Source organism: Pseudoalteromonas luteoviolacea (assembly GCF_001696455.1).
In the GTDB taxonomy this organism is placed as follows: domain Bacteria; phylum Pseudomonadota; class Gammaproteobacteria; order Enterobacterales; family Alteromonadaceae; genus Pseudoalteromonas; species Pseudoalteromonas luteoviolacea_C.
This window is the reverse complement of the sequence record NZ_MAUJ01000007.1, coordinates 200,802-224,431: the sequence shown is the minus strand read 5'-3', so window position 1 is coordinate 224,431 and position 23,630 is coordinate 200,802. Positions and strand designations below refer to the sequence as shown.

The 23,630-nt window shown below is 43.0% G+C and carries 15 protein-coding genes; 5 read left to right on the top strand and 10 right to left on the bottom strand.

The window, feature by feature from the left end; genetic code table 11:
- Positions 1-142: 142 nt before the first annotated feature.
- Entirely contained in the window at positions 143-1,762 is a 1,620-nt protein-coding gene (locus tag A7985_RS19055) for a tetratricopeptide repeat protein (RefSeq protein WP_065792009.1), read from the top strand.
- On the opposite strand, the gene A7985_RS19050 is transcribed toward A7985_RS19055, so the two are convergent.
- From A7985_RS19050 to A7985_RS19040, 3 genes are all read right to left on the bottom strand, one after another.
- Entirely contained in the window at positions 1,759-2,694 is a 936-nt protein-coding gene (locus tag A7985_RS19050; protein ID WP_176716775.1) for a glycoside hydrolase family 16 protein, read from the bottom strand. The genes A7985_RS19055 and A7985_RS19050 overlap by 4 nt on opposite strands.
- A 190-nt stretch (positions 2,695-2,884) precedes the next feature.
- Entirely contained in the window at positions 2,885-3,970 is a 1,086-nt protein-coding gene (locus A7985_RS19045) for an efflux RND transporter periplasmic adaptor subunit (RefSeq protein WP_065792007.1), read from the bottom strand.
- A 10-nt stretch (positions 3,971-3,980) separates the two neighbouring features.
- Positions 3,981-7,100 carry an efflux RND transporter permease subunit gene (locus tag A7985_RS19040; RefSeq protein ID WP_065792005.1) on the bottom strand — a complete coding sequence of 1,040 codons (3,120 nt, stop codon included), beginning with the start codon at positions 7,098-7,100 and terminating at the stop codon, positions 3,981-3,983.
- Between the two features lie 593 nt (positions 7,101-7,693).
- Between A7985_RS19040 and A7985_RS19035 the strand changes: the two genes are divergently transcribed.
- A complete protein-coding gene (locus A7985_RS19035) occupies positions 7,694-8,152 on the top strand; it encodes a hypothetical protein (protein ID WP_065792004.1) in 459 nt (152 codons plus the stop codon).
- Positions 8,153-8,196: 44 nt separating this feature from the next.
- On the opposite strand, the gene A7985_RS19030 is transcribed toward A7985_RS19035, so the two are convergent.
- From A7985_RS19030 to dinG, 7 genes are all read right to left on the bottom strand, one after another.
- The gene (locus A7985_RS19030) at positions 8,197-8,991 is read right to left on the bottom strand and encodes an NPP1 family protein (RefSeq protein WP_065792002.1); all 795 of its coding nucleotides are present in this window, start codon (positions 8,989-8,991) and stop codon (positions 8,197-8,199) included.
- Positions 8,992-9,123: 132 nt separating this feature from the next.
- Entirely contained in the window at positions 9,124-9,297 is a 174-nt protein-coding gene (locus tag A7985_RS25835) for a YbaM family protein (protein WP_247684753.1), read from the bottom strand.
- Positions 9,287-9,562 (bottom strand): late competence development ComFB family protein, encoded by a 276-nt coding sequence (locus tag A7985_RS19025; protein WP_065792000.1) that lies wholly within the window; start codon positions 9,560-9,562, stop codon positions 9,287-9,289. Before A7985_RS19025 ends, A7985_RS25835 begins: the two co-directional genes overlap by 11 nt.
- Positions 9,563-9,678: 116 nt before the next feature.
- On the bottom strand, positions 9,679-10,581 hold the full coding sequence (locus A7985_RS19020) for a histone deacetylase family protein (protein WP_065791998.1): 903 nt from the start codon (positions 10,579-10,581) through the stop codon (positions 9,679-9,681).
- A 1-nt stretch (position 10,582) separates the two neighbouring features.
- Positions 10,583-11,182 carry a primosomal replication protein gene (locus tag A7985_RS19015; protein WP_065791996.1) on the bottom strand — a complete coding sequence of 200 codons (600 nt, stop codon included), beginning with the start codon at positions 11,180-11,182 and terminating at the stop codon, positions 10,583-10,585.
- A complete protein-coding gene (locus tag A7985_RS19010; protein WP_065791992.1) occupies positions 11,179-11,958 on the bottom strand; it encodes a sulfite exporter TauE/SafE family protein in 780 nt (259 codons plus the stop codon). The genes A7985_RS19015 and A7985_RS19010 overlap by 4 nt, the downstream gene beginning before the upstream one ends.
- Positions 11,959-11,961: 3 nt before the next feature.
- Positions 11,962-14,031 carry an ATP-dependent DNA helicase DinG gene (gene dinG / locus A7985_RS19005; protein ID WP_065791990.1) on the bottom strand — a complete coding sequence of 690 codons (2,070 nt, stop codon included), beginning with the start codon at positions 14,029-14,031 and terminating at the stop codon, positions 11,962-11,964.
- Positions 14,032-14,054: 23 nt separating this feature from the next.
- On the opposite strand from dinG, the gene A7985_RS19000 reads away from it, so the two are divergent.
- The 3 genes from A7985_RS19000 (at position 14,055) to A7985_RS18990 (ending at position 23,122) form a co-directional block, all read left to right on the top strand.
- Positions 14,055-16,427, top strand: a complete 2,373-nt coding sequence (locus A7985_RS19000; RefSeq protein ID WP_256096802.1) for a DNA polymerase II — start codon at positions 14,055-14,057, stop codon at positions 16,425-16,427.
- Positions 16,428-16,920: 493 nt separating this feature from the next.
- Positions 16,921-19,590: a TonB-dependent receptor domain-containing protein gene (locus tag A7985_RS18995; RefSeq protein WP_065791988.1), complete on the top strand. Its 2,670-nt coding sequence runs from the start codon at positions 16,921-16,923 to the stop codon at positions 19,588-19,590.
- Between the two features lie 721 nt (positions 19,591-20,311).
- Positions 20,312-23,122, top strand: coding sequence for a TonB-dependent receptor (locus A7985_RS18990; protein WP_065791986.1), 2,811 nt, complete (start codon positions 20,312-20,314; stop codon positions 23,120-23,122).
- The last annotated feature ends 508 nt before the right edge of the window (positions 23,123-23,630 follow it).

Below are 23,630 nucleotides of genomic sequence, written 5' to 3'. Positions count from 1 at the left end.
TGGTGAGTGTTTTGTACAGAATAATATTGAAAAGAACGTATATCGTCGCTTGAGAGTGATTGTGAGTTAAGGCAAACTACATTTAAAACATGTGGTTATATTTAAAATGATTGCTTTATGTGAATCATTAAGGTGTTAATTGATGCGCTTCAGGCTTGAAAATAAGGAGGTCGATCTTACTCGAGGCAAGGTACGTTTTCTGGATGTTGAGCCAGTTCAAACCTTTGAAATAAGAGCGAAAACGCTTCAGGTTATGGAAGTGTTGGTACAAAATCGAGAAAGAGTCGTCACGAAGCAAGAGTTGTTGGACAGTGTTTGGAGTGATTTGGTTGTACAAGAGCAAGTGTTAGTACAATCAATCAAAGAGGTGCGTGATTTATTGGGGGCAGAGACGATAAAAACGTTTCCCAAGTTAGGGTATCGTTGGATTGCCGCCATAGAAATCATGGATACTTCGCCAAGGCAGATGAGCCTACTGAAGTCGAATCGTTTTTCCATAGGCTTAATACTATGTAGCGCATTGCTCTGTGCAGTTTACTTTATCTTTATTAACTCCGTGGCTTCACAACTCCCTAAGGTGGCATTTTTACCTGTAGAAAATGCGATGCCGGATGAGATCCATGATTGGGTACCCATTCAAGGAATGGACCACTTATCTCGAACACTCAGTCAACAAAGTAAGTTACAGGTCAGTGCGGTTGACGATGTATTGTTAGCGATTGATCGCATTAATAAAGTGAGTCTTGGGCCTCAATATTTTTTTCAATTGCAGCAAAGGTTGGATGCGCAGCTAATCGTACAGACGCGTTTAACAGGCTACCCTCAAGATTTACAGCTTCACTATACCCTTCATTCCCAGTTGGGTCCTCAACAAGGTGTCATATTGGCACCCAATATAGATAACGCTTTTAATGAACTGGTTGATATTTTGACACAAAAGTTTGGCCAATCAGCTCAACTCTCAACCAACCAATACCACAGTGCATTTAGCAATCAAGCCTTTGCAAAAGGTGTGAATGCATACCTACAAAGAGACTATGAAGCCGCAATTACACTCTTTCGCAGTGCGCTGGTTGAACAGCCCGATATGTTAGCGGCAAGGCGATACTTAGCGGGCAGCCTTGCCAATACTTATGACTTTAAGCAAGCAATCAGTTTGCTCAAGGGAAGCCTAAAGATTGCAGATACTTCACAAAGCCAAAAAGAACATTTGCGTGCTAATTTGATGATTGGTTATTTACTCATCAATTGGCCCCAAGGTAGTGACAGACAAAAAGAGTTGGATACAGCAGAGCAGTTCATAGCAAGGGCTAAAAGTTTAGCGCAATCCAGCCAAGATAAGCTGTTTATTGCGTACTCTTATGAAGAACTCGGAAAAATAAAGCGTTTGCAAGGCCATTATAGCGAGGCGACCAGGTGGTTATTGGCTGCACTCGAGTACCACCAGAGCTTTCGCGGTCGGTATGGTCAAACTGCGGCGCTGATAGAATTGGCACGTATTGCGATTGCGCAAAAAGAACTAGAAGAAGCTAAGCGTTATTTTACCCAAGCAAAGCAAATCGCCGATGACAGCAAAGCCCATCCAAATCAGATTTGGGTGCTGTTAGCACAGGCTGATATGTACAGAGATTTAAATGAGCAAACTCTGGCGTCAGAGCTTGCTCAACAAGCCCTTGAAATCGCATATCGAGCCGACAGCCCGCAGCTCATTGCAAGGGTAGAGGCATGGTTTGCACACGTGCCCATTCACACCGTTAATTAAAGGCTACAATAATCAGCTTGTTTGGGTTGCCAGTCCGGTACGGTATCTTGCTGCGCGATTTTGTTTTTACGCAGCTGCTCGACAGACTGAGTAACGTCGCGCGGCGAGATCACTTCATCTTTGATAAAATAAACCCAATCGACATCGTGATGGTATTGGCGCATTAGGTTAGACTGCACGAGCTTATTGGGGTCAAACCACTGATTGAAGTTTATGGACATTGGCACTTCAGGGTAAACATCAGCGCCATGTGTCGCAAAAAGGTGGCCATTTACGTAGTATTTTAAAGTGTTATTTGCAACTTGAAGTACTAATGTGTTCCACCCTTGCAGCGATTCTATGTGGTAGTCATAAGCATTCACCTTGGTCCAAGGCGTCAATTGAAAGGTTTCCCAAGATGTGGCAAATAAAGCTAGGCGCTCAGTACCCCAGCCGCCATTTGGCAAATACTCAAAATCCATTTCACTGTAATTTTTATCCATCGGGGCCTGTAAGGGACTAATGGCATAAAATGTTTGAATGACCGCATCGCCATCTGGGCCATATTGTGGTGCATCATTGAAATATACTCTGGCTGCATAGGTTCCTTCACGGTATTTCCGTTTATGACATATTTGCGTATGTCGAGTATTTTCAGCTGTACCATCGGTTTTGGCAGTAATACGCATCACGGTATTATTTGAATCTATTGGGTCGGGGTGAAAGCTGATCCCTTCTTTCCACCAGATTGCATTTTTAATCCCTGGGTGACCTGTTTCATGACGAAATTGCCAGCCATTTTGTTGTGCCTCTGAAAATTGTCGATAACTAAAGTCATCAAACATCACTGCGTGTGTCTTTGCGTTTGCAAATGGGGCAGTTGCACAAAACCCGATCATACCTGCTGTCATGAGTCCTAGTTGTGTTTTTATTAGTAGCTTGTTGATTAGCATGGGTGCTTACTCCTATGAATTGCTCGGCAGTTAGCTTGAATAAGGAGCAAGGGAGAAGCTAATTAAACTTGCTTAAATAAGGTAATTGGCAGGGTTAAAAAAAATTAAATCAATGATATACATAGTTAAATTTAAAAAATGAGCCATTGCTTATCCATAAGCAGGCTCATTGGGCTAGTAATTTTTCATGTTAGTTTAACGGTTGCACTTCGACTTCTTGGCCGTCCGTAAGTCGCTCTGCACCGCGCACTGCAATTCTGTCACCTACCTTTAAGGCATTGATATCTGCTGGTGTAATGGCGACCAGTCTACCTTCACCTTTTCCAACTTCAACGGGGATTTGAGTGACGGTGTTATCCGCGCTTACTTTGACGATGTGCACGCCTTGCTTACGAATGATCAAAGCATCCCTATTGATGAGCATTTTAGCCTGCTGTGATTGCAGGGGTACTGTTACGTCTACCAGTTGACCGACCGCAAAAGTACGTTTGGTATAGGTACCTAGCTTTGCTCGCACTTCTACCGTCTGAGAACGAGGGTCGGTAGCTGGGATCACTGCTGTGACCATTGCTTGTGCCCTTAATGGGGTATCTAAATCCCCTGTCTGAATTGGCAGCGCTAAACCAGGCTTAACATAATGTAGATATTTAACTGGAACGTATAAACGGGCTTCTAAATTATCGATGTCAACAAAGTTCAGCAGTTCATCGGCACGACTGACCTCTCTACCTGCGCGCTTAAAGCGTTCACTCACGACACCTGAAAATGGTGCGCGAACCGTGGCGCGCTCTAATTGATCAGCAATCATCTTTAGCTCGATTTTTGCCAACTCGATATCCGAAAGCGCGAGATCATGTTGATTTTGTACACTGTCTACTTGCGCCGCCGCTGCGCTATTGGACTTAGCCAAACGTTTCAAGCGATTTAATTCCTGTTTATGAAACTTCAGATTCACTTGAGCACGATTAAGCATTTCTTTTTGTCGAGCTTGATCAAGCTCTAAGGGCAAAGTGTCCATTTTAACCAGAATGTCTCCTTCGCTGACATGTTGCCCTGGTTCTGCGACATACAGAACGCGGCCTGAGATACCGGCTGTAAGGATGACATCTTTTTTACCAAAGAGTGTCCCGTTGACTGCCAAAGAGCTTGTCAAAGGTGCTTGGGTGACAGGCTCCACGGTCACTGGGAGAGCAGCGTGGCTATTGAAGCTATAGATTGCAGTGCTGCATGCCAATGCGAGTGAAAAAAGTTTGACGGTAAAAAGTGAATTTTGCATTGGAATTTCCTTACTGATTCGACACTAAATTAAGTTTAGGCTGGGGTTCAGGTTGCTGATTAGAGCTAGGGTTTTTAGCTTTGCCCAATTGCAGCAGGCTTGGCATGAGAATGAGAGTGAACAGCGCACTAATCGCCATACCACCAACGATAACCGTTGCCAAACCACGATAAATTTCTGAACCCACACCCGGTACTAACGTTAACGGCAACATGCCAAACAAGCTTGTTAATGTGCTGAGATATACTGGCCTTGCACGCATTAATACGGCTTGGCGAACAGCTTCTTGCCTGATTAGGCCATTTGCTTCGGCTACGCGTGTTTGATCAACAAGCAAGATGGCATTGTTGACGACAAGCCCCAACAGAATGATAAAGCCAATCATGGTCAATAAATCTAAAGACTGAAATGTAAACAAATTCAGAACATACAGGGCGATTACCCCGCCAGCCGCAGCCATAGGCATCACCATGAGGACTAATAAACTGTCTTTTGCCGATTTAAACAGGGCGCTCATAAGCAGGAACAAAATGAATAAAGCGAGTACAAAATTGAGTGTCATTTCTTGAATTGCAGAATTGAGCTTTTGCGCATTACCCGCCAGAATGACACCGGCATTACTGGGTAAGGTCTCTTTGACTTTAGGGAGTACTTGCGAAACCAAAATCTGCTGTGCTTGCTCGAGCGTCATATTTGCTGGTGGTGTAACAACCACACTCACCGTGCGACGACCATTGACGCGGCGCAATTGGCTAGGGCCAACAGTACGCTCCACCCGAGCCAGTTCCCCGACTGTTTGAACGCCTGAGTCCGGTGTAACTATAGGCAGAGCTTTTAATTCCTCCGGCGAGTCCCATGAGGTGGCTCGCAATATGACATTCATACGATCGTTGCCGTTAAAATACTCATTGATAAACAAGCCACCAGTAAACGCCTGCATTGCTTGTGATACATCTTGTCGCGTGAGACCCGCTTGCGTAATGCGTCTATCATTAGGATGAAGTCTAAGTTCAGGCTCTGCCATATCCAGTCGTGGTTGTGGTTGCGCTGTTGCTTCTGGCATCGCCTCTTTGACTGCTGCAAGTGCCGTTTGAGCGCCGATTATGAGGTCATCCATATTGGGGCCAGTCAGGTCGATATTGATATTGCGGCCATCCCCACCGTTGGATACTTGGATCATCGAGCCCCTGAATAAGAATACTTGTGTGTCAGGTAAATCAACCAGTATCTCTTCTCTGGTGACTTTCATTAACTCTTCTACTCTTTGCGGATCTGCCGAGTAGATAAAGCCACCTGCGTTTGAGCCAAATACGAATTGATTAAAGCTCTTAATCCCGGGCTGTTTTTCCCCGGTGTAATAGGGCATTAATCGTGCTTTAACGCGTTTAAGCAGCTCTTCTTCCATGTAAGTGATGTTTGCACCAGGTGGTGTGACAAGAGAGAAAAAGAAACCGTCAGTGGGCGCCTGTGGCATAAAGTCGGTCTTTGGCAACATAGTCACCGTGATGAATAAAGAGCCACCAATGAGACCTGCAATCCATGAAACTTGTTTTGTTCGAGTATTTGTTAGTTTCATGATTAAGCCAGTCAGCTTATGCCAATACTGCTTATAAGGGTCTTGCTTTACTTTACTATCAGGTAAATAACGGTTTGCGATAGGGATGATGGTGAGCGCACTGATCAAAGAAGCGATAACGGCAATCGATAAAGTTAAGGCTAAATCAGAAAATAACTGACCTTCAATGCCTGCCATAAACATGATTGGCAAAAAGATAGCCACGCTGGTGGCAGTCGATGCAAAGAGCGCTCCAGCAACTTGTGTTGCCCCCCTGAGTGCTGCTTTGGCGTTGTCCATGCCCTCCGTTTTTAACCGAGCGATGTTTTCTTGTACTATGATGGCGGCATCCAATACGAGCCCAACTGCAAAGGCGAGACCTGCCAAGGAAATAACATTAATACTGCGGTCAAAAATATTCAGTGCTAAGAAGGCGACCATTAGTGAAACGGGTATTGTTGCGGCGATAACCAGAGTGGTTCGAAGTCCTCTGAAAAATAGCCACAGGATGATACAAGACAGCAGTACACCCAAGCCTAAGTTACTCTTTACTAATAACAGTGCATTACGGATATGCACCGACGCGTCGAAACTTAGCTCGATCGACAATCCGGCTTCTTTGAGCGGGCCTGCGTTTAACTCTTTAATCGCAATGTTGATATTGTCCAGTAGTGCAACGGTATTGGCGTCGTTAATCCTTGCGACACGTATATAATAAGCTGGCTGCCCGTTTCGCCCACTCATTGCAAGTCGGTCAGAAAAGGTTTCTTCAACGGTGGCAATGTCGCCCAAATAAATGGGCCTTTCGTTAGAGTAGCCAATACGCATCTGAAGCATGTCTTGCAAGTCATATTGGCCTGTAAAGCGAACGGTATATTGTCGGCGACCAACGTTTGCAAGCCCCGCGGAAGTATCACGAGATGCTTGTAAAGTGCGACGTATTTGGTTAAGGCTAATGCCCAGTGCAGCAGCTTTATGTGGGTCAAAGGTAATACGTAATTCTCTTGAGCGTTCACTGGCTAGATCAACGCGAGAAATACCGGGTATCTGGGCTAAGCGAGGCTCGATGATTTCTTCGATACTTTTTTGATATTTGGCCATATCAAAGCTGAGGCCCTCATCGCCCGCATCAAGGGGCAAAACAAGTAACGTGGCAGCTTGACCTGCAGAGCCACCAAAGTTGCCACCGGCAGAGACGACAGGGTCAATGGCATCAAGAGGGAGTGGTGGGGCTTGATTTAAATTGGTCAGTACATCCAGCATGGCTTGTTGCATATCAGTGCCGATGGCAAAAGTCAGCGTAATAAAGCCATTGCCACGGTTAATCGTGGTATCAACCTGCAGTGCACCTGGCGTATTTTTTACGGCGTTTTCTAAGGGCTCAAGGATCACAGACTCCACTTCTTCAGGGGCGGCTTGCCTCCAACCGGAAAAAATAGTGATTTGTGGTTGTTCAATATCGGGAGTGAGCTGAATAGGGAGCTTAAAAATACTGATTAATCCAAACACCATAACCAAAACCAGTAGCACAATAACACTGGCCGGATTTTTTAATGAATTGCGCGTTAAATTCATGACAACTTCCAAGTTTAACAGTACTTATTGCAGTGTAACGATTAGGCAAAAAACTGCTAGCACCAAAAATTAACGGATAACTCGAAATCACGATAAATGGTCACTTTTTCAGGTTCATTTGCACTGCCGTAATAACTTGTAACGATTTTGCAGATTTTGAAATATTACCGTATCATTTGCTGGCGAAAAATTAATCGCAAATTAGAGCGGTTTTAGCCTTTTCTAACCTTGTCTCCATATTAGAAAATTTATATTGAATGATACTTTGGCCAAAATGACCACTAATTCTTCAGCCTAGCGTTTTAGCTGGATGATTAATAATTTCATAATGCTGACATCAATCGGACATTAAATTGACGCGTATTTGATATAGGTTAAAAATGCTAGGATCTCTTAAAGTTTAACTGTATATGGTCTATTTGCTGGATTAGAATCCGAGCAGAAAAATGGAAATATCATCCTGAAACTATGAACAATTCGCTTTATTACGTAGGCTTTTTTAACGGTAATGAGTGAGGCGTAACGGATGAGCTTGTTTACGGACAAACGACATAGCACCTGAAATATGAAGTTTAATAGAAAGGAGTATCGAAATGTTTGTCGCCTTAAAATGGGATCATCAAATAGGTGCCCATTTTGTATCTTGGATTGTAGTTGAGTGCTCGGCAATAAGAGATAAATTTGGTTTGCCGCAGGCGCTACCGCCTCGTAGAGACGTTGCATATTTTGTTGACCCCCAGACTGCAGAACGAGACGCAAAGGCATTTGCTGATCATAAAAATGGCGTTGCGAGTGTATCTTGTGAGCAGGATTATTCCCCTTATTTATCTGATCATCACGGTTTTGTGCACTATCAGTGGGACCATACGTATCTCGAAGAGCTGGTAAAACATGCTGTTCTTTATTGGGAAGATGGTCACCATATTGAAGCACAACCAGTTCGCAACGACGTTGCTTATTTCGTTTGTCCCGAAGACTCTGAATCAGACAGCCGATTTTTTGCACAGTACAAGCTCTTGATTGATGGTCAATATATGTTGTGTAGCGCATAACGACATGACAATGCATGAGGGTCTTTTCGAGACCCTCATCTTTGTTATTGTGAGGCGGTTACATCAGCGTTAGAGAAGGTCGGAAAGTTAGCTGGCTTAAACCTGTTTAGGTTGTGTAAAAAGCGGCTATCTTTAACTGGCAATGTCGCAGAGCCGTAATCATATTGATTGAGCTTAGTTCTAAGCGTTTGATTACTGACACCATCCCCTTGCATGGTGTACCAGCTTATTATATTTGGTGTCACAAAGCGGTTATAATGGTTTTCGGCGACTTCATTTGATTTTGCGAATCTAAATGCGTGAGTGAGTATGCCATCTTTATGGTAAACAATCTTTAAATGGCCATTCTCAAAAGGCAGCTCATTGGCTGGCTTTGTAAAAAGATCACCGTGTGCGCTGTAGCTTCCATGTGTCACGATGCCATCTTTGGTCCAAACTGCGGCATATTCCCAGTCATGTCTGTGCCCCCCACCAAAATAAGGAAAAACTTGGTCTTTTTTAAAATACATAGCGTAAAAGTGGCCACAGTAGATGCCAGTTTCTGTATTTTTACAGGCGTAGCGGTGCACTGTATTTGAAGTATTTAAAAATTGGCTGTCTCGACAACTCCCGCCTAATGATCCTGTCGTTTTTAGACCTGAGTTTTGAACGCCTGTGCGGCTTATCCCTGCACTGGGCAAACATCCATCAGTATCAAAATCAAATACTGGCTCCGTGTCATTTATCACATAACTTGGCGGTAGTGCCTCATCGAGCGCGGCAAAATCATTTGCAATTGCTAAGGTACTTAAAAGAGTGAAGGGTAAAACAATATAGGGAAATGCGTTTGTATTTCTCATAATATTCCTTGTTGTCACAATGGATAGACATATCAGCGACGTGTGAAGCACGTATTTATGATCACTTACATACAGCTGAAATGACTTACGTTAAAGAAATACTATGACATATTTGTATTTAAATTGTTAAATTTAAGTTTTTTGCTCTAGCTGTATTTTATTTAAAAAATCTTGCTTTACAATTTCTAGAGCTTGTAGCACATCTTTGGGGGCAACTTCATTTTGTTCCAGTAGCATAATCAAATCTACCGCGAGCTTAACATGCTGCGGCGCATCATCGAGAGGGGACGTTTTTTTATTCATCATTAAATTGCTTTTTTTTGGCTACTTGCTTTATCGCGACCTCAATGGCGACGTCAACACGTTCTTCCATTTGTTGGCGCTCAGATTGTGGTAAATAAAACTCCATATCCACATCATAGCGAATATACCGAGCTGGTAGTTGATTGAGGACGGTACAGCAAAAATCTGCCATTACATTTTCGTCGTACATCTCATGTAACTTTCGCTCTACAATTTTTTCGAGCATAACTTTCTCATAGTAGTTATGCAAATCATCATGTAGTTTCATGGCGTTATCTCTCACAGTGGGTCTTTTAAGTTTACAACATAAAGTCTGGGTGTGCGACTTACTATCTAAGCAAAATCATCATCTCATGGAGTGCTAAGCACGGTTGATATTTTAGATCACTTTAATAAATTGGAACGCAGTAGAGCCCTAAAAAGCTGTGTATGTACGTCTACCAAAGATGCTAAATCTCTTTGATAACCGCCACCTAATGCGCACATCAAAGGAATATGTTGTTGCTGGCAAAATGAGAGAATGAGCTCCTCACGAAGAAACACCCCTTCCAAAGAAATGGCAAAATTCCCCAGCTCATCTTGAACATATATATCAGCCCCTGCGTTGTAGAGAATAATATCGGGATTGTGCAAGCGTGTGCACAGCGATAAGGCTTGTTCTAATGTATCTAGGTATTGACTATCTCGCGTGCCCTTCGGTAAGGCAAAGTCGTAATCTGATTGCTCTTTTAGCCGAGGGAAATTTTGTTCGCAATGCAGTGAACAAGTAATGATATCAGAACGACCTTTCAAAATGGCGGCAGTACCATCACCTTGATGCACATCGCAGTCTAGGATTAGTATGGTTTCTGCTTTGCCTTTATCAATCAGGTCGCAAGCGGCGATAGCTAAATCGTTAAAGATACAAAAACCGGTGGCTTTGTCTGCATAGGCATGGTGATAACCGCCAGACAAGTTTGCCGCAAAGCCTTGCTCAAGTGCTTGGTGGGCAGCGTGGATACTCGCGCCAACTGAGAGTAGGGTACGTTCTACGAGGTTTTCGGACCAAGGAAAACCCATCCGTTTGATGTCTGGAGCGCTCATGGTGCCTTGGCAAAATGAGTTAACATAATCGACGTGGTGACACAAATTGAGTTGTGCAGGTGTGGCTTTTTGATGGTTAATTAAAATATGCTCTGCCAACCCTAAGCGTTCAATTTGCTGCTTGAGCATCGCGTACTTCAAAATAGGAAATCGATGCCGTTCTGGAAGCGTGAGGTCACTATAGATAGGGTTGTAGTACAACATACTAGCGATTGCCTTGCTTTTCCAGAAGCTGGATTTTTTCCTCTGTTGCTGAAATAGCCTTGCGACAACGTCCTAATCGAGTATGCAAAGCGAGTATTTCAGCATTTAATTGTGCATTTTTTTCTGCATTCGCACCCTCTAATTGGGATTTTCGAATATCGATCATTTCTTGCAAGCGTCTTTCAAATTCATGATTTTGCGAAAGCTCTTGATACAGTTCATGGGATGATTGCATGATACGTTGTACAGCTTTGCGATAAACCTTGGCTTTTTTTGGGATATTAAGCTTGTTCTCTTTGGCCCATACAGGGGTAGACTTAAGCACCTTTATGATGGCTTGCATCTGCTCTCCAATTTGCTCCACGGCAAATTGATAAGCATGGCGGTTTTGTTCCGGTGGTAAGTTTTTCAATGCGACTTGTATTTCTTCCACATAGTCTACCAGCAGTAAGCTCTTGGTATGAAACAAGTGACTGTCGAATAAGCTTGGCTGGTTTTGAATATAGCGGTTTTTGTCGAACCACTTTGCATTGTCAAACTGCGTTGCTTGGTTAGCCAATTGGTCGAGCTTACTTTTGAGTCTAAGGAAAGCTTGATTCATGCAACATATGCCTCAAAAATGAGTTTGCCCGCCAAAAGAATGACCACAGTGTTGAAGATGGGTTTAATTAACTTACTACCAAACTTTATCGCTGAATGCGCACCAATCCAAGCCCCTAACATCAAAAAAGCACCCATTGTAATGCCTAACAAAAAGTTCACATGACCAAGTGCGACAAAAGTTATCAGCGAAATGAAGTTTGAAATAAAGTTCATTGAACGCGCTAAACCGCAATTGAGTAGTAGACTCATTTTGTAGAGTAAGCTGTTGGAGGCAGTCCAAAATGTACCAGTGCCGGGGCCTGCTAATCCATCAAAAAAACCGAGTGACAAGCCTTGCGCCCACTGTTTTACTTTCAGCATTTTGGTTTTCTCTGGGAGGGCGTGTTGTTCTGTTTTACTTAAGCTGCCAAACAGGCTGTATAGCGCCACCATAATAATAATGACCGGCAGTAATTTGTTCAAAAACTCAATACTAAGTTTGTCTACAAGCAAAGTCCCTAACAAAGCCCCAATGGCCGTTGCTAACATTGATGCCGCCCAAAACCTCGGGTTGAAAAGTTGCTTTTTATAATAGGTAAAACTGGCGGTTAATGATCCAAAACTAGCCGCCAGTTTATTGGTGCCTAGCGTAACGTGGGGAGGGAGGCCGGCAGTTAATAAGGCCGGTACCGTTAGCATGCCACCGCCACCTGCGACAGCATCTATAAAGCCCGCCGCTAAAGCGACTGCACATAAAAGTGCCCAAGTGAGAGGATCAAAAGCGAGTTCAAGCATTTATCAGTCTATTTGCCTTGCAAAGGGTGGCAGCGTGTCAAGCATGGCTTTACCGTAACGTTTCGTTATCAGACGCCTATCAAGTATCGTGATGCGACCAGAGTCAGTTTCTTTGCGCAGCAGTCTACCACAGCTTTGGACTAATTTCTTTGCTGCATCAGGCACTGTGATAGATAAAAATGGATTTCCGCCTTTTGATTGAATAAATTCGGCTTGTGCTTCTTCAACCGGTGAGGTTGGTACCGCAAATGGTATTTTTGTTATCACCAGGTTTTCGAGGTATTTCCCTGGCAGGTCTAGTCCTTCTGAAAGGCTTTGTGTACCAAATAAAATGCTGCCAGCACCTAAATCTACCGCAGCTTTATGACGAGTTAGTAACGCTTCGCGTGACATTTCCCCTTGTACCAAGATACTGAGCTTTTTCTTTCTAAGCGCGGTAACAACATGATCCATTTGCCAATAAGATGCAAATAACACCAAATTGGCTTTATTTTTATCAAGGTATTCAGGCAGCGCCTCAGCAAGAAAATCACTAAAAGTTTTATCCGTCGGCTCTACTTTTGTTTTAGGAATGTGCAAGGTTGCCTGAGTTGCATATGCAAATGGCGAATCCGCTTTGATAAATTTTACGCCGGGCTCATTGCTTAAGCCACTTTCTTTGGAGAAGTGATCAAAGCTGCCAAGTGCTGTGAGTGTGGCTGAGCACAAAACCGCGCCTGCGCATTCACGCCACAATTTATCTTTGAGATAAAAACCGACTTCAATGGGGCAATCACACAGCAAATGATCGTGATGGTGTTTGTATTCCATCCGTTTTATCCAGCGCGCATGAGGAGAGCTTTCTCCTTTGGCAGCGTAACTAAACCACAGCTTGTTTAATTGCTCTAAGCGATTTATGTACTGGCCGCTCTCGACAAGAAATGGGTCGGCTAAAAACGGTTGGACATCGCCATCTGAGACATCAGTTGTTAAGGCATCGTGCATCTTATTGATTGCTCTTAGTGCATCTAAGGTCGCATCTGCAATGTCTTTAGCCTGAGTTGTCAGTGACTCAGGTACTTCGCCGTGAGTGAATCGATAAGTATCGTCATCGTTATACTTAAAATCGGCTTGGTCTAAACTATCGCGTACGGATTTTAAAAACTTACTGGCATCATTTACGGCATCATTGAGTTTAAAATTTTGGCCAATGGCTTTTTGCGAAACAATGACGCCAGCCATTCGGCCGCTGAATTTTAGTAACTTTTCGAGCCACTCTATGGTGCCTTTTATTGTTGCTGCCGCGGAAGAGAAATCCCGTGTTATGTGAGGCAAGTGATGGGCTTCGTCAATGACATAGAAGGTGTCTTCGGGCTCCGGCAAAATTGTGCCTCCCCCTAATTCTAGGTCCGCGAGCAGCAGAGCGTGGTTAATGACCAACACGTCCATCTGTTGAATTTTTTGCCGAGCTAAATGAAATGGGCATAGATTGTGAGATTTCATTTGCCGTTGGCATGCATGCTTGTCACAGGCAATTAAATTCCACACTTTGTCGGGGATGGTGTCTTCCCAGCTGTCGCGATCTCCTGCCCACTGTTTGTTTTGATAGGCATTGGCAAGCTCTCTTAAGCACTTCTGTTCCATATCGGTTAACGGCGATGAAGTGGTTGGCACTAACGAGAGTTGTGTATCGTCTTCATTAATTGCAGCCATCAACTTTTGTACGCAAATGTATCTTTGTCGGCCTTTTACCAAATCAAACTTAAAATCGATCCCACTGTGTTCTTTAAAAAAAGGCAATTCCTTTTCTATGAGCTGCTCTTGCAAAGCCACCGTGGCAGTTGAGATAACGAGCTTTTTCTTTTTGGCGAGCGCCAAAGGCAGTGCGCCAAGACAGTACGCCAGTGATTTACCCGTGCCCGTACCTGCTTCGATAACACAAATACGCTGAGACTTATGATATTCACCGGCAAGTGTTTTGGCGATTTCTGCAACTAGATAGTTTTGGCTACTGCGCGGACGATAGTCTTCCAATTGCTTGGCGATGTTCTGATGGGCATGACGTACGGTTTTTTTCATTGAGTCTGACAACATGTGGATCGCCTAAGCAAAAAAGTATGGATATAATTACAGGGGTGTATTTTAGGCGGGGTTCACATTTGGCACAAGCAGTATATCAGGGCTTTGTTTTATCTAGACAGCAGGTGTCTCATCGAGGGCGGCTGCGATTATGTTATTGGCTGAAAACAGAGCAGGGCGTTATCAAGGCATTTGTTGAGCATGAGCGCAGTGTTTTTTTTATTAAAACAGCTGACACCGAGCAAGCAACCAAGATACTAGAAAAACTTGAAGGCGAGTATGAAATGACGCCTTTAGCTTTAAAACACTTTGATCAATCTCCTGTCACTGGTGTGTACTTTCCGCATTTGTCTAGCTTTTACCGAGCAAAAGAAGCACTCAATAAAGTACTGCCTATATATGAAGAAGATATTCGCCATGCTGATCGCTACTTAATGGAGCGTTACATTAAAGGTGGGGTGTGGGTGATTGGAGAGGCATCTCAGCAGCAAGGTTACATAGAGTTGAACAACGCCAAACTCAAAGCCAACGACACATTTATGCCTCAGTTTAAGATGTTGTCTTTTGATATTGAGTGCAGTGGTGAAGGTATTTTGTTTTCTGTGGGGCTGGTCACAGGTGCAGAGCGACTCGTTATTATGATTGGCGAAGCACAGTCTTGTGATATGAATATCATCTGGGTTGAGGATGAAATTGCTTTGCTAACGACTTTGTGTGACGAAATAAATCGATTGAATCCGGATGTGCTAATCGGTTGGAATGTGATTGAGTTTGATTGCGTTGTGCTTCATGAGCGGGCACAGGCGCTTGGCGTCGCCCTTAATATCGGTAGAGATGGGGAAGCGATGTTGGTTTCCAGCGGTCATTTTACTCGTGTACTCATTCCTGGTCGTGTGGTTGTCGATGGTATTGACACCATGAAAAATGCGACCTACCACTTCGAAACATTTAAATTGAGTTTTATCGCGCAAGAGGTGCTTGGTCGCACCAAGCTGATTGGCCAAGATGACCGATTAGAGGAAATTGTGCGCCAGTTCCACGAAGACAAACTGTCACTAGCCAACTATAACTTGCAAGACTGCGTGCTAGTGTGGGATATCTTTTGCAAGCTGTCGTTGATGGAATTCGCTATTGCGCGAACTAAATTGACCGGGCTTGAGTTAGAGCGAATGGGGGGCTCAGTTGCTGCATTTACCAACCTTTATTTACCTTTATTGCACCGCAGTGGCTATATCGCCCCGAACCTTGGTGAGCATGGTTTAAATTTTGATAGTCCGGGTGGGTATGTAATGGACTCAAAACCAGGGCTTTATAAAAACGTGCTCGTGTTAGATTTTAAAAGCCTTTACCCTTCGATCATACGCTCATTTTGTATTGACCCTATGGGACTGATTGAAGGTGAGCATGCGCCGGTTACCGCCATTCCGGGGTTTAACAAAGGGAAGTTTTCTAGAGAGTTACACCACCTTCCTAAGTTGGTCGCACAACTAGCTGACGAGAGGCAGCTGGCCAAGCAACAAGGCGAGCAAATGTTGCAACAGGCAATCAAGATCATCATGAATAGCCTTTATGGGGTACTTGGATCTAAAGGGTGCCGTTTTTATGACCCGAGGTTATCGAGTTCAATTACGATGCGTGGTCATGAAATCATGCAAACCACGCGACGCTGGATAGAAGAGATGGGTTATGAGGTGATTTATGGCGATACGGATTCTACGTTTGTTCAAGTTGGAGAGCATTTTTCCGCATCGGAATGTAAGCAATTAGGCGTGGCCTTGATGCAGGATATTAATCGACGCTGGTCTGAGCTGATCCGTGCAGAGTATCAACTTGAGAGCTTTCTAGAAATCGAGTTTGAAACGCATTACAGCCCATTTTTTATGCCGACGATTCGAGGGCAAGAAACGGGGTCTAAAAAGCGCTATGTCGGACAAATAGAGAAAGCCGGATCACAAGCGCTGGTATTTAAAGGAATGGAAACGGTGCGCAGTGACTGGACTCAAATTGCCAAAGAGTATCAGCAGGCGGTGATACGTGCATTATTTGATGGAGACAATGTCGTTAAAGTCACCGAAGATTATATTAGTCAAATAACCTCAGGTCAGGTGGATGACAAGCTGATATACAAAAAAAGATTGGGCAAATCGTTAGAGTCGTATGTGAAGAATATCCCTCCTCATGTCAGGGCGGCCAAAGAGGCGACACAGCAAGGCAATATTTCAGGCTTAGGGAAGGGGAGTCAAATTGCTTACTTTATCAGTAACACTGGCCCTAAACTGTTCATTAATAAAGTGGCACACCTTGACTATACACATTATATAGAGAAGCAAATACTGCCCATATACAAAATGTTGCCTGAAATAGATGAAAATGCCATCAATTTGGCTGGACAACGTTCGTTGGACTTGTAAACCTCTGAAAGCGATTGTTTATCGCTTTGTAATATTCACGAGTGAACTGCTCAGCCCTTCGCCACTGTTCAAAGTGCCATTTGCCAGCATGTAAAGTTTCTTTGGGGCTTATGTAAAGGAAATATTTTAATTTGGTTTTGGTGTATAAAAGTTGAGCACTTAGACAAAAAGAAAAAATATTTTTTTTAACCTTGGTAGCTGTTGATTTCTTCAGCTTTAGTATCCTGTGCCTAAATAGTGAACTTGCCAACTGTGAAATTAATTAATTTATTTCTATATTTTGAAGTAAGTGTTTATTTACTTTTTAAACCCATTAATTAATAGGTTTTTCGTGTATAACTTGTGTTAGTAAGTGTTAACTGCATCAGGTTTGACGCTTAACATGCCTCCCGATTAGTATCCCTCGCGAATTTTCAAATCAGGCCATTAGAGCCAGATATAAAGACTTATAAAACTCAAGCTTACCAACTGTAGTAAGCCCAGGGAGAATCACATGTTGAACACTAAAGTTACTAAAGCTGTGCGTATTGCATTGGCATTTGGTGCAGCTTCTTCTGCTGCTGTCGCAAATGTAGCGATGGCAGAAGAAGGCGCGGAAAAAGTAGAACGTATTGAAATCACAGGCTCACGTATCAAGCGTGTAGATATGGAAGGCGCAAGCCCTGTAGAGGTTATCTCAACAGCTGAATTTGAGAGCCAAGGTCGTGTTTCAGTAGCAGAGGCGCTGCAAAGCGTTACTTCAAATAGCTTTGGTTCGGTTGCACCATCTTCTGGCAGCAGCGGGCAGTCACAAAGCACAGTGAGCTTGTTAGGTGCTGGTGCTGGCCGTACGTTGGTACTAGTAGACGGTAAACGTTTAGGTGGTTCTCCATCACTTAATACAGGTGGTGCAAACCTTAGCTCTATCCCGATGGCGGCAGTAGAGCGTATCGAAATTTTAAAAGATGGTGCATCTGCAATTTATGGTTCTGATGCAATAGCTGGTGTTATCAATGTAATCCTGAAAAAAGATTTTGAAGGTGCAGCATTCGATATCCAAGTTGGTCGTCCAGAGGCAGATGGTGGCGAGACGAAACAAATGTCTATGTCATTTGGTGTGAGCTCGGACAAAGGTAATATTACGTTTGTTTACGACCATCAAGAGCGCCGTGCAATCTTCGACCGCGATCGTTCATACACTTCTGCGACGATGGAAGACTCGAACAATGACGGTGTAATCTCAATTTACAACGAAACAACGGGCATTAGCTATTTCGGTGCAACGGTTCAAGGTAAAGATGGTAACTATTTGGCTTCACCAAAGTGTGATGAGCTATCTAAAAATGTACCTGGGTTTATTGGCAAGCTAGATCAAGGCAGCGCTTTAGGCGGCATTGGTAAAGGCGAAGTATGTGGCTATGCATTCGCTGATGTATCGGCAAACATGGCTTCAACAAAGCGCGATTCAATCATGACTAGCCTTACGTACGAACTAACCGATGATATCGAGTTGTATGCGCGCGGCATGTTTAGCCGTAATGACTCTTTTGGCCGTTACGCGCCGCCAGCAGCTGAGTGGGAAAACATGGCTGCTGACAACGAGCACAACCCAACTAATGACGTAGTAAATGGCCAATTCCGTTGGTACCAACTGGGCAATCGTGACGGTGAAGTGACAGATTATCAACAAGACCTACTAATTGGTCTTAAGGGTATGGCTGGTGACACGGCTGAGTGGGAAGTGTCTTACCATAAAGCAAGATTAGACTACCGCACGGCTGGTCGTTATTACCTAAGTTATGCAGGTCTTGCTTACAATGAACTAAACGAAATTGATATGGGGTCAGAGGAAGGTATCAACAACATGCGTGCAACAACGTATGCTGAGAACCAAAGTGAACTGGATCACTTCTTTGCAGGCCTAGGTTTTGAGTTTGGTGAATTGCCAGGCGGTATGATCAGCCACTATGTGGGTGGTGAGTATTTTGAAGAGATCTTATCTTCAAAGTATGATGCACAAAATGACGCAGGCTTAATCGGCGGTAATGCAGGTGGTTCTGGTCACGGTGAGCGTGATGTGTCTGCGTTGTTTTACGAAGTTGCACTTCCAGTCCTAGATAATCTTATTGTAAGCGCAGCATATCGTTACGATGATTACAGTGACTTTGGTAGCGTTGGTAACCCAAGCATTAAGGTCGAATACCGTCCAATGGATGACCTATTAGTACGTGGTTCATACTCTGAAGGTTTCCGTGCTCCGACGCTTAAAGAGCTATACGGTGCTGACTCTGAAGGTAGCCCAACGACAACGGACTATGTTGCATGTCGTAATCAGCTTGGCGCAAATGCAACGCAATCGCAAATTGCTCAAGCGTACGCGAAATGCCCAACGAGTTCATTCAAAGAAGTTAGACAGAGTAACCCTGATCTAGGCCCTGAAGAGTCTACATACATCAACTTAGGTGTCGTTTACTCTGGCCTTGAAGACGTTTCTATCAAAGTTGATTACTTTGAACTAGAAGTGGACAACGTAATTTCATTGATCACCATCCAAGATTTAGTTCACTTGGAAAATGGTAATCGTCTTGATGAAATTTATGCAAAGTTCCCTGATGTGAGCTTAAGCCGTGGTTCAAATGGTTCTATTGCTGGTAAATCTTATACTCAGTCTGCGAATGGTTCATTTATGTCACGCAAAGGCTTTGATATTGATTTGTCATACAAGCTAGACACACACTTTGGTGAGTTTAAGTTTAAGAGTGTAACGACTCTTCTAACAGAAGTTGGTGAAGATGTTTACTTCTCTGGCCCAACAAGCGATCAGAAAGGTGGACCACAACAACCTGATTGGCGTTCACAATTCACGGTTAATTACTCTTTAGATAATTTCTCATTGAACTGGACGACTGATATTATTTCAAATACTTATGAAAATGACGTTGTACAGGTTGATGCAAATGACAACCCTTACATTGTGTACACGGGTAACTTACCAACATATGTGACTCACAACCTGAACATGAAGTTCTACACTGAGACTTACGGTACGTTCACTTTAGGTGCGCGTAACTTATTTGACAAAGATGTACTATTTGATGAGAACGGTAAGTGGGTAGATGACGCTATGTACAACACCGGTCATATCGGAAGAGAGATCTTCGCTGGTTACAGCATCAGTTTCTAATTAAGCAATATAACTAACAAAAGCCCCGTATCGATACGGGGCTTTTTTTGTTACTTCGAAAATTATCCTTTCTAGTAGTTTTGGATTGCTCATCTTTGAGTCTCTTAATTCAAGATTATTAGCCCGTTACAAATATTCCTCACTATTGCGAAAAGCAGGTTTAATTAAAATTAGCCATTTTTGTTTCTTTTATGGGTAAAAGATCAAATTTATGTGTTGCTTGTTTTTTATATGTAAATGCAATCAGCCTGTCCGTCCTTGTTTTTACGTTATTTTATCCGATTTCATATGTTAACAATCAAATAACCTTGTCTGGTTCTATATCTTAGTGTTTTTAAGTTTATGTTTTTAAAGTGATTATGATTTGCATGTTTAATGTTTGTTAATTGGGTGCGGATTTTTGGGGTTAATTATTGCGTTTAGTGATCTAATTTGACATGGGTTTTGTTTTTGTAATTATTCTGGATATTCTGAGGATTTGAGCTAGCATAAAATAAATTAATTAAAAACAGAGGGTTAATGTTTTTTGTTTGTGCTTTATGTAACTATTTTTGTTGTTTTATGTATATTTTTGCAATGATGTATGAAATAAAATTGTTGACGCTTCGGGTTTGGATTGTTTAGTATTCCTGCACCATGTTGCTCTAAGTGCAACAATAAAGATTTGGTTTACACCAATTAAATAATTATAACCACGCAAATGTGGTCCTGGGAGATTCAAATGTTAAACAATCAAGTAACCAAGGCTGTGCGCTTAGCACTGGCTTTAGGTGCGGTATCAGCTTCAGCTGTTACCGTTGCAGAAGAAGCTGATACACAAGAAGTAGAGCGTATTGAGATCACAGGTTCTGCGATCAAGCGTACAGATCTTGAGGGTGCTTTACCTGTAGATGTTATCGATGCTACTGATATTGCAAAGTCGGGTGTAACATCTGTACCTGATTTAATCGCAAACATTCCATCAATGCAGGGCTTCACTGCCGCAGGTGAATCTGTAGGTGGTGGTGGTGGTGGTATCCAAACTGCTTCACTTCGTGATTTAGGCGCAGAATACACACTTGTACTTATCAACGGTCGCCGTATGGCTTCATCTGATTCTGGTTCAAGTATTGATATTAACTCAATTCCGCTTGCAGCTATCAAGCGCGTTGAAATTCTAAAAGATGGTGCTTCTGCATTATATGGCTCTGACGCAATCGCGGGTGTTGTAAACTTCATTCTTAAAGATGATGTTACAGACTTCACAATTACAGCGCGTCACGACAAGCCAAAAGATACTTCTAGCTCAAACTTCTCTTTCACGGGTGGCTTTGGTGATTTGGGCTCTGACGGTTTCAACATCATGGCAAGCGTCAGCTATGACCAACAAGATAACCTTCGCTCAGTCGACCGCGATTTTGCTAAAACAGGCTTTGTTGAATTTGACTACGAAGGCCAAAGGTTGATTGCTATCGCAGGTTCATCAAACGCGATCCCGGGTAATGCTTACGTTACTTATAATACGCGTGACGAAAATGGTAACCTTGTTTTCAATGAAGAAAGTGGTAAAAACGTTACTGCAACATATTCTTTAAACCCATATAAAGAAGCGAACGGCAGTTGTCACGCTACAAGTGCGCCTTCTGGGAACGCGTGTCAATTCGACTACACAAGCACGCTTGAAATCCAACCAGAAAGTGATCGCCTAAACGGTTTCTTACAAGGTACGTTTGCAATTAACGATGAGACAGAGGCATACGTCACAGCATCTGCTTCAAAGTTTGAAATGACGACTCGTATCGCACCTTACCCAACAGGTACCTTCTCACTAGATCCTGATTCAGCAGTAGTACAAGACAATGTGACTAAGTATTTGCCTGACAATGTAAAAGCAGATATGACGAAAGTTGCAGCGCGTTGGCGTGTACTTCCGGGCGGAAACCGTACTGATGAGTGGAGCACAACAACTAACCATATCGTAGCAGGTATACGCGGTGATTTCGGTGAGTGGAACTATGATTTCGCAATCACAAGTTCAGGTGCTGATCGTGAGCAAAACCGTATTACTGGTTACCCACTTCAAAAAGAATTCATCGAGTTAGTAACTTCTGGCGAAGTGGATATCTTTGCAGACCCTGCAAGTTTGACGGATGAACAAAACACTGCTGTTAGAAACACAATGTTCAGTGGCAACTGGGAAACAACAGAAACAGATTTATTTGCTGTAGATGGTAAAGTATCGGGTCCAATTGCAGAGCTTGATGCGGGTACTGTATACATTGCGGCCGGTTGGGATTATCGTAAATCAAGCTACTCACTAACGAATGGTAAAGGTCAGAATGACGAAGTGGTTCTCTTTGAATCAGCGGGTACTGAGTTTGACTTAGAGCGCGACAGCTACGGTGCATTCGTTGAAGTAGTAGTGCCAGTTCTTGAGAATTTAGAAGTCACAGGTTCACTACGTTACGATGAAATCGGTGAAATCACTGACTCGAAACGCACAGGCAATCAAACGGTTAACCAAAGCGCAGATGATACAACGTACAAGCTAAGTGTTTCTTACAGACCAACTGATGAGCTGCTACTACGCGCTTCGTATGGTACGGGCTTTAAAGCAGCAACAATGCGCCAGATTGCAGAACCTCGTGTAGAGTTTGGTGTAACGGCATCGTCTTACGTTTGTCCACAAGAGTTGAGACAAGAGATCGCGCAATTCTGTCATACAGATAAGCTTCAGTATGATGTTTACCGTCAAGGTAACGCTGACCTGAAACCAGAAACATCTAAGCAGTATACGTATGGTTTTGTATGGTCTGGCGACCAAGGTATCAGTGTTGGTATGGACTACTGGAACGTGAAGATGGAAAACCAAGTTGACCGTCTGACTCAAAACCAGATTTTCTTTAACCCGGTTACTTATGCAGAGTGGTTTACAACTAAGATAGATCCAGGTACTGGTAATACTGTTGTAGCTATCATCCAGGCGGCAGATAACGTTGGTGAATCAAGAAACTCAGGTATTGACTGGCACTTTGATTACACCACTGAATTCTCTTTCGGCACACTTAAGTCTCAGCTAATGGGTACTTATATGATAGAAAGTGAGAGGTTGCGTGTTGGTAGCGACAACATTTGGGATACTAGCCTAGGGCAAGTAGGTACAAATGAAGCAGTTACTTTCCGTAACATTGTAAACTTCAACAACACATTCACGCACGGTGATTTCACACACAGCTTAAACGTTAAAGCGCGCAGTGGTTACAGAGATGCACCGGCTAGCAATAGCTTCTATGTTGCTAAAGCAGATGACTGGGATGAAGGTGTTGATGGTAGTGAAATTCAGTTGAATATCCCAACGTACATTACCTTTGATTATCGTCTAGCATATGCTTGGGGTGACAACGCAAATATCGGTTTTGGTATCAAGAACTTATTTGATAAAAAGCCGCCGTTTACCCTTAACGCAGCAGCGGGTCACCAAGTGGGTTACGACCCTCGTTACTCAGATGCATACGGTCGTGCATTCTACTTACAAGCTGATTACACATTCTAATCTAGCCTAGGTTCAAGCTTTGAGGGGACATACTCAAAGCTTGGATTTATAAGTGTATTTTTGAATTCTTGGTAAGAAAAATTCGAAAATCATTATGAGTATGTAAGTATGGTACCTAATATTTGTACGTTAACGTTAGCTGCTGTAACACAGCATACTTTTTAAATTAAAGATTGTTCAAAAACCCCGCTATCGCGGGGTTTTTTTTTGTTTGTTTTGTTTCTTTTTTTTCAATTTTTTTATTTCCAATTTGTGTACAATGTTTTTTTTGTGTGTTCCTTGGCTTGTTTTTTGAGCGATCATATATTGCGAGTTTAATTCATATCATTTGTGTTTCAAACCCTGTCTAGTGCCAATCATGATTGATGGCTTCTCTGAAATAAAAACATTTTTAGTTTGTCTCGAAATATAAAAAAGATAATTTTTTCATTTGTTTTTAGCGGTTTTCGGCTTTTTTTGAACACTTGGCTGTTGGTTGGTTTTATTGGCGATAGTTCAGATCGCGCTC